Source organism: Bartonella sp. TT119HLJHH (genome assembly GCF_042193385.1).
In the GTDB taxonomy this organism is placed as follows: domain Bacteria; phylum Pseudomonadota; class Alphaproteobacteria; order Rhizobiales; family Rhizobiaceae; genus Bartonella.
In genome coordinates, this window is sequence record NZ_JBHILS010000014.1 from 24,736 (window position 1) to 35,966 (window position 11,231).

The 11,231-nt window shown below is 38.0% G+C and carries 8 protein-coding genes and 2 pseudogenes; 6 read left to right on the forward strand and 4 right to left on the reverse strand.

The features are described 5' to 3' along the window. Positions 1-425: 425 nt before the first annotated feature. The 3 genes and pseudogenes from ACFIJL_RS07375 to ACFIJL_RS07385 form a co-directional block, all read left to right on the forward strand. Positions 426-1,253, forward strand: a complete 828-nt coding sequence (locus tag ACFIJL_RS07375) for a ferredoxin--NADP reductase (RefSeq protein WP_375623901.1) — start codon at positions 426-428, stop codon at positions 1,251-1,253. Positions 1,254-1,323: 70 nt separating this feature from the next. After that, positions 1,324-1,461, forward strand: a pseudogene (locus ACFIJL_RS07380) (ferredoxin--NADP reductase); the annotation flags it as partial. A gap of 21 nt (positions 1,462-1,482) precedes the next feature. After that, a pseudogene (locus ACFIJL_RS07385) lies at positions 1,483-1,866 on the forward strand (ferredoxin--NADP reductase); the annotation flags it as partial. Between the two features lie 27 nt (positions 1,867-1,893). Here the strand turns inward: ACFIJL_RS07385 and eda are convergent. Continuing rightward, positions 1,894-2,559 carry a bifunctional 4-hydroxy-2-oxoglutarate aldolase/2-dehydro-3-deoxy-phosphogluconate aldolase gene (gene eda / locus ACFIJL_RS07390; protein ID WP_375623903.1) on the reverse strand — a complete coding sequence of 222 codons (666 nt, stop codon included), beginning with the start codon at positions 2,557-2,559 and terminating at the stop codon, positions 1,894-1,896. A gap of 115 nt (positions 2,560-2,674) precedes the next feature. Here eda and ACFIJL_RS07395 point away from each other — a divergent pair, with 115 nt between their 5' ends. The 3 genes from ACFIJL_RS07395 to ACFIJL_RS07405 all read left to right on the forward strand — a co-directional run bounded on the left by ACFIJL_RS07395 (position 2,675) and on the right by ACFIJL_RS07405 (position 6,631). Next, the gene (locus ACFIJL_RS07395) at positions 2,675-3,592 is read left to right on the forward strand and encodes a rhodanese-related sulfurtransferase (RefSeq protein ID WP_375623917.1); all 918 of its coding nucleotides are present in this window, start codon (positions 2,675-2,677) and stop codon (positions 3,590-3,592) included. Positions 3,593-4,838: 1,246 nt separating this feature from the next. Continuing rightward, complete coding sequence (locus ACFIJL_RS07400) at positions 4,839-5,972, forward strand: type III PLP-dependent enzyme (RefSeq protein ID WP_375623905.1); 1,134 nt, start codon at positions 4,839-4,841, stop codon at positions 5,970-5,972. A gap of 74 nt (positions 5,973-6,046) precedes the next feature. Continuing rightward, positions 6,047-6,631 carry a GNAT family N-acetyltransferase gene (locus ACFIJL_RS07405; protein WP_375623907.1) on the forward strand — a complete coding sequence of 195 codons (585 nt, stop codon included), beginning with the start codon at positions 6,047-6,049 and terminating at the stop codon, positions 6,629-6,631. Positions 6,632-7,694: 1,063 nt separating this feature from the next. On the opposite strand, the gene ACFIJL_RS07410 is transcribed toward ACFIJL_RS07405, so the two are convergent. From ACFIJL_RS07410 to ACFIJL_RS07420, 3 genes are all read right to left on the reverse strand, one after another. Further along, positions 7,695-9,266: a DHA2 family efflux MFS transporter permease subunit gene (locus ACFIJL_RS07410; RefSeq protein ID WP_375623909.1), complete on the reverse strand. Its 1,572-nt coding sequence runs from the start codon at positions 9,264-9,266 to the stop codon at positions 7,695-7,697. Between the two features lie 24 nt (positions 9,267-9,290). Then, the gene (locus ACFIJL_RS07415) at positions 9,291-10,385 is read right to left on the reverse strand and encodes an HlyD family secretion protein (protein ID WP_375623911.1); all 1,095 of its coding nucleotides are present in this window, start codon (positions 10,383-10,385) and stop codon (positions 9,291-9,293) included. A gap of 170 nt (positions 10,386-10,555) precedes the next feature. After that, positions 10,556-10,948 carry a Fur family transcriptional regulator gene (locus ACFIJL_RS07420; protein ID WP_375623913.1) on the reverse strand — a complete coding sequence of 131 codons (393 nt, stop codon included), beginning with the start codon at positions 10,946-10,948 and terminating at the stop codon, positions 10,556-10,558. Positions 10,949-11,231: the final 283 nt, after the last annotated feature.

Consider the following 11,231-nt stretch of genomic DNA (forward strand, 5'->3'; position numbering starts at 1 on the left):
GATATTATTTGTTTTCAAGATGGATTGGGTATCCAATATTTACTTTCTAGTGTTTGATTGGTTTTAAGTGAAATCAATTTTATCGCTTATAGAGCGCGTTAGACTCATTCAACAAAAATTTTATCTCTCTTATTTTAAGGTTTTTGGTCATAAGTTTTGTCAAGTGAGAGAGTGTTATAGCGTTACAATGGAAATATGCATTATGAGTTAAAGGGGAAAAGAGTACCGAGATTGTTTAATACTCAATGTTTTGTTTTTCTTTGAATGGGGTTTGTATTCGTATTTTCCTCATTTATTTAATTTTGGCATAAAAGTGTTAGCCGTGAGACTTTTGTTTTAAGAAAATTGTTGGCAGATGGTTGTGCAAGTACTATATCACGTTAAGGATTCGAAATTTAATGTTCAATAAAGATATAGGGAAGAGTATGAATACGTCTGCTACCAATGTTCCGTCAAGCATCAGCAGCGTTACAAATTTTCCGATTCCTGAGAATGTGTTCGCCCTTACTGTCCAAGAGGTTTATCACTATACAGATCGGTTATTTAAATTCCGTCTGAATCGTCCGGATAGTTTTCGTTTTCGTTCGGGTGAGTTTGTTATGATCGGTTTGCCAAATGCAGAAAAGCCGATTTATCGCGCTTATTCGATTGCAAGTCCCTTTTGGGATGAACAGCTTGAGTTTTTTTCGATAAAAGTTCCAGGGGGACCTTTAACTGAGCATCTCCAAAAAATTAAAATTGGTGATACAGTTCTCATGCGTAAAAAATCTACAGGAACGCTGGTTCTTGATGCTCTTATTCCTGGAAAACGTCTTTATCTTCTTTCAACTGGGACGGGGGTTGCTCCTTTTGCAAGTCTTGTTCGTGATCCTGACACTTATGAAAAATTTTCAGAAGTTGTCCTTATTCAAACAACGCGCGAAAAGAATGAGTTAATTTATGCAAAAGATCTTGTTTCCTCTTTGCAACAAGATCCACTCATTGGAGAGTATGCACAACAGTTGAGATTTTATCCTATGACTACTCGTGAACCTTCCGAGCATATGGGCCGTATTACAACTGTGATGGAAAGTGGGGACTTTTTTGAAACAACAGGCCTTCCTAAAATTCATCCTGATGAAGATCGGGTGATGATTTGTGGTTCCATGGCAATGTTAAAAGATTGCGCAAGGATGTGTGAAAGTTTTGGGCTTGTTGAAGGGGCCAATAATGCTCCTGCAACTTATGTTGTAGAGCGCGCTTTTGTGGAGTAATGAGTGGGAAAGTTGATGTTTTTTTGAAACAACCGGCTTTGAAACAACCGGCTTTTCCCAAATTCATGCTGATGAAGATCGGGTGATGATTTGTGTTTCCATGGCAATGTTAAAAGATTACGCAAGGATGTGTGAAAGTTTTGGGCTTGTTGAAGGGGCCAATAATGCTCCTGCAACTTATGTTGTAGAGCGCGCTTTTGTGGGGTAATGAGTGGGAAAGTTGATGTTTTATCTTCTTCAAACCGGTATAGGTTTTTCCTTTTGCAAGCTTTATTCGTGAGCCTGACATTTATGAAAAATTTTCAGAAGTTGTTCTTATTTAAATAATGCGCGAAAAGAATGAGTTAATTTATGCAAAAGATCTTGTTTCCTCTTTGCAACAAGATCCACTCATTGTGAGGCATATGCACAACAGTTGAAATTTTATCCTATGACCACTCGTGAGCTTTCTGAGCATATGGGGCGTATTACGACTGTTATGGAGAGTGGGTGCTTTTTTGAAACAATAGCACTTCCCAAAATTCATCTCGATGAAGATTGGGTGATGATTTGTAGTTCCATGGCAATGTTAAAAGATTGCGCAAGAATGTGTGAAAGCTTTGGTCTTTGTTGAAGGGACTGATATTCTTGCACTTTAACATTATATTGTAGAAAGAGCTTTTTTCGAGGGAGAGGGAAGTTGTGATGCGGTGTATGCTAATGCAGTAATTGAATCCCAATCACTTATGGCAATAAGTTTTTGGGGCGCTATCCAAGAACCTCCAACACAGAAGACATTGGGCAGTTGGAGCCATTGTGGTGCACTTTTTTGTGTTATACCACCGGTTGGGCAAAACCGGATATCAGAGAAGGGAGATGCTAAAGCTTCGATGAAGGCAATCCCTCCAGCTGCTTCAGCAGGGAAAAATTTAAGATATGAATAGCCTTTATCTAATGCTTTCATGAGTTCACTTGGGGTCATTACTCCGGGAAGAAGGGGAATTTCACTATTTTTTGCACAATTGATTAATTCATTGGATAATCCGGGGCTTACAATAAACTTGGCTCCAGCTTGTTCGGCTTGTTCGTAGTGTGTCGTGTTGAGAACTGTTCCAGCTCCAACAATGGCTTCAGGGACTTCTTGTGTAATCGTCTGAATTGCTTTGAGGGCATTTGGTGTTCGCAAGGTGATCTCAATTGTTTTTAATCCGCCTTTGACAAGAGCGCGTGTTAAGGGTACAGCACTTTGTAGATTGTCAATGAGCAAAACAGGGATAACAGTTTGTCCTTGGAGATATAATAAAAGCTTTTCTCTTTTTTGGCACATGATATTTTTTCTTCTTGGAGATGATATTATTTGTATCGTTTGATTAAGCACAATATGTTAAAGAGTAAATGAATAGATCTTGAAATTGAATGAAACGCGCGTTATGGCAAAACACATGGAAAAGAATTTTAAAGTTGCTGCACTTTATTGCTTTGCAGATTTGAAGCATTATCGTCAATTACAAAAACCTTTGCAGGATTTATGTCAAGCAAAGGATATCAAAGGAACCCTCCTTTTAGCACAAGAGGGAATTAATGGAACAGTTGCTGGTTCTTGTGCTGCGATTGAGGCATTGGTGGACTTTATTACGGCTGAGCCAGCGTTTCAAACGCCCGAGATTAAATATTCATGGGCATCAAAAATGCCTTTTCATCGCATGAAAGTGCGGTTGAAAAAAGAGATTGTGACAATGGGGGTTGAAGGGGTTGATCCGCTAAAAGTTGTTGGTACTTATGTCGATCCTGAAGATTGGAATGCTCTTATTCAAGATGAAGAGACAATTTTAATCGATACACGGAATGACTATGAATATGCAATCGGGAGTTTTCAAGGAGCGATTGATCCGCAGATTAAAACATTTCGCGAATTTCCTGAATGGGTGCGTAAACATGAGGCTGAGTTAAAGAAAAAAAAGAAAATTGCCATGTTTTGTACAGGTGGTATTCGGTGTGAAAAATCAACAGCTTATGTTCGTGATCTTGGTTATGAGAAAGTCTACCATTTAAAAGGTGGCATTCTAAAATATTTAGAAAAAATTCCAAAAGAGAAAAGTTTATGGTGGGGTGAGTGCTTTGTTTTTGATGAACGTGTTTCTGTTCAACATGGTCTTGAAGAATGTGGTCGCGAATTGTGTCGCGCATGTCGTTCTCCTCTTAATGCTGAAAGCAAATTATCGCCTCATTATGAAGAAGGTGTTTCCTGTGATGCTTGTTATAACACGCGTAGTGAAGCCGATAGAGAGCGCTTTCGTGAGCGCCATAGGCAGTTTCAATTGTTGAAGTTGCGTGCAATTGATTCTCATCAAGGGACATAAGGATATCGCAGTGTAGGGCTTTAAATTGTAGCGTTTTTCTCTTAAATTTAAGAGAGAAGAGTTTTTGAATATTGGTAGAAAAATATTTTATAAGACCGGATATTATTCGGTCTTTTTGTTTATGTTAAATTATTTGACTTATAAATAATCATTATAGATTGTTTGCTTTCTTTGACTTTATAGGATTGAGTATTTCAAATACTTTTCATTTTAAAATAGACAAAGTTATTTACGAACAATTTAGCACATTGATTCATAATTATTGGCTGTTTACATCTTTGAATAAGAGATCATGAATATCATCATGATTTTCTCATTCCAAGCCTGTTTTTATGGTTGAATCAATAAAAACCATATCTCTTCCACGTTACAAGCGGGGAAAGTCATGTGGAGTAAAACAATACAAGAGAAGATGTGCCTCTTATGAATCGTCTCAAATGTCAAGGGCTGTCACAACATTGGGGGCTTAGTGTGTGATGATGATCAGCTTGCTCTTTTATGAAGCCTAAAGATAGTGGGTTCAATAAATTTTATATTATTTCATTGGGGGTATCATTCTATCATTTACGGGTGCTGGTGCGAAATGGGCTCGAGCACTTTAAGAAATATTTCTTTAAAGAAAATACGTGAAGATATAACCCAACTATATTCCGTTTGGGGTATGCTGTTTTACATGAGGGGAGTGATCCCATGAAAGTGGATGAATGACTTTGTTTGCAGGGGGAGAGTGTTGTTTTTTTGCACCCATTTTATCTTTAAGAATTAAAAAATGTTTAAAATTAAAAAAATGATTGAAATGAGAAAGGATTCGTTTTATAGGATGCCTTGCCCAAAGTCGCACGTGCCTGTGGGTGTCCGCTGGTTCTCAAATGGTGAGATTAACCGGTACGGTACCTGGAACTAACCGCTCCAGTCATTCTTACAGCCAATTGCAAGAATGAGGACATCTTGAAGCAACGACGGTGCGGGCCTTTCTGGTGTCTTCCAGCTTTTAAACGCTGGGATAACTATAGAGGCACACCTCATTGCCTTCAGTGCGGAAGTGGTTTTCTCAACTCCAATCAAAAAGGCAGATAAAATAGAATAACGCGGTTTCGCGCTGTTCTTTCGCTGCATGCAATGCTAATTTCTGGTTTTTCGTAATCAGAATGGGGATGGTTGTTGTGTGTTTTTTGTCCTTTAGCTTTTGGTAGCTTTGGCTGTCCAAGCATAGAGTGGGGGAGCATTCCCTCAAGGAGAATTGCAGATGGCAACGCAACGTATTCGCGATTTTCTTGCAACACATCGTTCTGAAGGTCCATGCTTAATTGTTGACCTTGATGTTGTTCGTGACAATTATTTAAACTTTGAAAAAGCTTTGCCGCAGTCTCGTATTTTTTACGCAATAAAGGCTAATCCAGCACCTGAAATCTTGAGTTTGCTGAGTTCTTTAGGATCTTCTTTTGATGCGGCTTCTGTTGCAGAAATTGAAATGGCTTTAAAAGCAGGAGCAACGTCAGAGCGTATTTCTTTTGGGAATACGATTAAAAAAGAGCGTGATATTGCACGGGCATATGCACTGGGAGTTTCACTTTATGCCGTTGATTGTGTTGAAGAAGTAGAAAAAATTGCGCGTGTTGCTCCAGGAGCACGTGTTTTTTGCCGTGTTCTTACCGATGGAAAAGGTGCTGAGTGGCCATTGTCACGCAAATTCGGTTGTGTTCCTGCTATGGCGGTTGATGTGCTAAGACGGGCACACCAATTGGGTTTGCAAGCCTATGGTGTTTCTTTTCATGTTGGGTCTCAGCAGGTTGATCTGAGTGCATGGGATCGTGCTTTATCGGATGCTGCTACAGTGTTTAAGCGTTTGGAACAAGAAGGTATTTCACTGAAATTGGTGAATATGGGGGGCGGTTTTCCAACGCGTTATTTGAAAGATGTCCCGACAGAACAAGCTTATGGTACAGCAGTTTTTGATTCATTGAAAAAGCATTTTGGTAATCGTATCCCTGAGACGATTATTGAGCCAGGACGTGCGATGGTTGGCAATGCTGGTGTTATTCGTACAGAAGTTGTTCTAATATCTAAAAAAGCTGATAACGATAATGTACGATGGGTTTATCTTGATATTGGGAAATTTAATGGTCTTGCTGAGACTATGGATGAAGCCATTCGTTATCCTATTGAGACACCTCATGATGATAAGGTGATGGAGCCTTGTATTTTGGCTGGACCAACATGCGATTCGGCAGATGTTCTCTATGAAAAAACACCTTATCCGCTTCCTCTATCCCTAACAATAGGAGATGAAATATTGATTCATGGAACGGGTGCTTACACAACAACTTACGCATCGGTTGCTTTTAATGGCTTTGAGCCTTTACGATCATATGTGATCTGACATTTCCTTTTAACTATAGTTTTTTTGATTTTTTGCTATGCTCGTCATGGCGCTGTAAGAGGGCGGTTATAGAGATGAACATGATTAATTTTCAAACAAAAAATGGGGCATGTTTTACACTTTTATTGGAGCAAGAAACCGATAAGCCTTATCGAGAAATTTTGCTTGATTCAATGATGGGGTATGGACGTAAACGTAAATCATCAGAGGCTTTACGTCGTGGTCGTTTGGCTGCTCAAGGGCTTTCTTTTGTGGTTAAAAATGCGCTTGGAGAGCTTGTGGGAAGTGTTCGTCTTTGGCATGTTTCTTTTTCTAAAGGAAAAAATGAAACACAACATGCTTTACTTTTAGGCCCCTTGGCTGTTGCTGCTGAATGTGCTGGTATGGGAATAGGATCAATTTTAGTCCGCCATGCAATTGAAACAGCAAAAAAATTGGGATATGGCGCCATTTTGCTGGTAGGGGATTTTGAATTTTATCAACGTTTTGGCTTTTCAAATAGTTTAACAGAAAATTTGGCAATGCCTGGTCCTTACGAAAAACATCGCTTTCAAGCGTTGGAACTGATACCAAACTATCTTGCTGGGTGTTATGGCACTTTGGTTCCTAGTGGAGAACGAGAAGTTTCAAATCGTTTTCAGCATCATAAAGTCGCTTAAAGATAGTGTTTATTTTGTTTTTCAGCAGCTGCCATTGAGGAGAGCATATTGTTTTGGCTCGTGCCAAGGTATTTAGCGCTACAAAGTTTTTGGGGAGTTCTATTGCGATTTTATTATATGGCTGGTTTCTTATTTTTGATAATTTCAGTTCAGTGAGTAGGAATATATTTTAAGCTCATTTTTTGAAATAGCGTCCTATCTTATAATATTAAAGGAACCAGATTTTTGAGTTGTCTTGTATTCTTTTAAAGTCGGTATCATCATACAGTTTTCCAGTTTTCAATATCGTTGGTTGATCTTGCATCAAAACGATTCGGTATTTTACTTTTTTCTTAAACAGTTTTTATTTCTTTGCTTTTTATGTGCAAGGGAATGGTTTTGATTGATTCAATAGAGAAATTTTATACAATTTTAGCGCTTGTTGAAAGAGAAGGGGCTTAAGAAAGAAAAATATGCAGCAGTAGAATCAAAATTATAAGTATCAGCTTTTTTAAAAGAGTGTAAAAAAATAAAATTACATGTTCAAAAGCAGCTTTTTTGAAAAAAATATATCATTACTTTTTTTGCTATAAAGGTAAATCGTTTTGCAATTGGCATGAGAGTATCAAATACAAAATGATTTTCTCATATAAAATTTTGCATTCAGAATCAAAAAAACGTTATCCTACACATTATAAGGGAAAATAGGTGCGTGAATAAAAATCACAAGAATCATAAATCTTTTATGAATATTCTTGTAAGAATCAAAAGAGATGAAGGGCAAAGAATCTTTTAATCGTTTGTGCCCTATGGTGATAAATCAAAAATCTTATAGAAATAGCTGCTTTATCTTTATAGTGTGGAGCACGTTAGGTAAGCTCTTTGTTTATTATCATCTAAAGCAATTTTGCATGTGAGAAGTTATTTTAAAAGTGCGTAAAGAGCCTGCATTCAAAAGAATTTTTATCAGAAGAATCATTGAGAATCACATATTAATTTATATTGTCTCTTGAGAAGAGATAAAGTGATAAAAATCGAGGAAAGGGATAAGGATATAAAAAATATTCTTCAACTTTAATGAAGCTTAGTGACTTGGTGGTGAATCCATGAGGGGTGGTATTTTTCTGAGAAAAATAGTCATAAATGCCAAAACGCTAAAGATGATGGTTATGATAAAGAAAATATCACTAAAAGCCATAATCATTGCTTGTATGCGGACTATATTAAACAATTGAGAAAGAGCAAGAGTATAGGAATCAAAGGTTTCTGTTTTGAACAATAAAGTAAGCTTTGAAAGCATTTCAGTTGCTTGTCTGTTTGCGTGGTTAAGTGTTTCGGCTATTCGTCCATAATGGAAGTCCGTGCGTTTTGTCATGAGCGTGCTGATAATGGCAAGCCCCACAGCACCACCTAGATTCCGTGTGAGATTAAAGAGTCCAGAAGCATTTTGCATTCGTTCTGGTGGGAGTGTTCCCAATGCAATATTATTAATAGGAACCATACATAACATTACAGAAGCACCACGGAAAACTTGCGGCCAAAAAAGCTGCCAAAAATCCCACTTATCTGTGATAGCGCTTGCCATCCAAGTGCCTATTGCAAAACCAAAAAGTCCTATTGCCATCATTAAACGTGCATCCATTCGTGCTGAAAGGAATCCTGCAAGGGGAGCCGTTAATAACATGACGAATCCTGAAAGAAACAATGTTTCTCCAATCATAAGGGCATCATAATGGCGGATTTGGCTCAAATAGACAGGATAAAGGTACGTGAGTCCATAAAGACCTATCCCCAGTGAAAAGGAAAAAATGGATGCAGCTGAAAAATTAAAATTAGAAAAAGTAGAGAGATCTACAATGGGTTCTTTTGCTGTAAAAGCACGCCAGAAGAACAAGGTGGCAGCAAGAATCATGATAATGAACAAATTCCGAACCAGCCTATCATTCAGCCAATCATGACGTGCGCCTTCTTCTAGTACATACTCTAAAGTTCCTAGAAAAACAGCCATAGAAATGAGCCCCAACCAGTCAAATTTAGCCATGAGAGATGGATTTGCTTTATCAAAATCAATCAACTTCCAAGCGAGAATTGAAATAATAATCCCAAAAGGCACATTAATGAGAAAAAGCCAGTGCCATGATAAGATATGACAAAGATAACCTCCGATCGTTGGACCAATGGTGGGGGCTAATGTTGCGACTAGTCCAACAATAGGGGTAACAATTGGGCGTTTGGAAGGAGGAAAAAGAACATAAGAGGCGACAAAAACGCTTGGGATAATTCCACCACCAATAAAGCCTTGTAGTGCGCGATAGATAATCATTTCTCCAATAGATGTTGCTGTTGCACAAAGAACAGAAGTAATCGTAAACCCGATCGCTGATATGGTGAAGAAAACACGTGTTGAAAGCAATCTTCCTAAGAATCCAGAAAGGGGCAACATGATGACTTCAGCGATGAGATAGGAGGTTTGAACCCATGAAATTTCTTCAGAGCTTGCTGTAAGCCCCGCTTGAACTTCGGCTAAAGAGGAGGCAACGATTTGTATATCCAAAATCGCCATGAACATGCCAAAGGCCATAACTATGAAAATCACAATGTTACGGATTTCTATGCGCTCTTGAGACTGTATGGGCTTTGGTATTGAAGATGTCATAATAATGAGGTCATTTTCTTGTTATTATAAGAGACTTATATCTTGTGGTTTTGTACGTGTATCAACTTCTACTGAAACACTCATTCCTGCTCGGATATGTCCGGTCTTTAAGACTTCTTCTGGAATAGAAATACGTACGGGAATGCGTTGGACAATCTTTGTAAAGTTACCGGTAGCGTTTTGTGGAGGAAGAAGAGAAAAAACAGCACCTGTTGCGGGTGAAATAGAAAGCACTGTTCCTGTAAAGACCTCCTTTTTGAAGGCATCAACAGAAATATAAGCCTTTTGTCCCGCATGAATATTTTGCAACTGTGTTTCTTTATAGTTTGCTTCAATATAAAGTGCATGGATGGGGACTAACGCTGCAAGACGTTGGCCATTTACAACAAAATCTCCCGTTTTTGCTGTTAAATTTCCTATGATTCCATCAAATGGCGCGCGTATAATGGTTGAATCAAGATCACGTTGTGCTTTTTCACGCGAAAGTTCTAAACTCTTTGTTTGGCTTTCTGTTTCACTTCGTTGTGCTTCTAGTACTCGGATATTTGCACGTGCTGCAGCGATTTGTGCATCTGCTCTGTTAACATTTGCAATGGCTTGTTCATAAGCTGATTTGGCATCATCGACCTCAGATTGAGGGGCATAACGATCGGCTTTCAGTTCTGTTACACGTTTTAAGGTGAGTTGTGCATTGGTTGCTATAGCTGAAGCGGCTGCTTTTTGCGCTTTTGCATCATCTAAAGCACTATGAGCGGCTGTGATTTGTGCATCAATGCGTAGAAGTGTTTTTTTCTGTGTGTTAAGATGCGCTTCTGTTTGATCTAAGGCTATTTGATAATCACCATTGTCTAAGTAAAATAAAACATCGTCCTTTTTTACAACTTGGTTGGCTTTAATAGCAATTTTTTCAATATATCCATTTAATTTAGTCGCAATAGCGGCTATATCTCCTTGTACATAGGCATCTTCAGTGGAGAGCATATAACGCCATTGTGTTATCCACTTATAGCTAAACCAAAGCACAAAAATTGCAGAGACAATAAGAAGAGCCTTGATTACTTTCCTTTGTTGCTTTTTATTGAAATTTTTGGCTGAAAAAATTGTCTCAGATATGGACATGATTTATACTTTCAATATTTATGTTCTAACGAGTATAATAAGCCTCTCACTCTAGGGTAGGGTGATATATACAGACGATAAGAGCTTTTCAAACAATAAGGCGATCTCTGGTACATAATGCTAAATATATAAACTTGCAAGTTAGAGATCTTGTTTTCAAGTTAGAGGTCTTATTTTATTGCGCATTTTTTACAAAGACCTCGTACTTCTAGGGTGCTTTTGTGTGCTTGGAAGTCAACCGCTTGAACCATCTGTTTTAAACTCGATACAATCGTTTGATTTTGTATTTCGTTGACTGTGCCACAGTTTTCGCAAATTATAAACGTTGTAAGTTCATGTTGACAGTTTTCAGGGTGTAAACAGACCATAAAGGCATTTACACTTTCAAGACGATGAATACACTTTAACTGTACGAGTTTTTCTAACGCACGATAAACTTGGAGAGGTGCACGAAAACCTTCTTCGCGTAAATGGTCGAGAATCGCATAAGCACTTAAAGGCCCCTTTGCATTTTTTAAAGTGTTTAAAACCAATGTTTGGTTACGCGTCAGTTTAGATGACATTGACATCTTCCTTTTGCTCTCATGGAAAAGCATAAAGCGTGTAAGATATTTATGCAATGGTGATTATAGAATATGTACTCTATCTTTCTTTAGCCTTTGACATGACATCATTGCAATATGTAAGAAAAGTTGCAATCGTTGTGAGGGGAGGGGTATTATACTCTGAAAGCCGCTGCTATCTAGCAAGGAACTTTTACAAGCTTCTTATTTTTCCAATAAAATCTTGAAATAGGATTTTTTGTTACAATTTTATTGGTAATGTTTGGGGCATTTTATTTAAAAA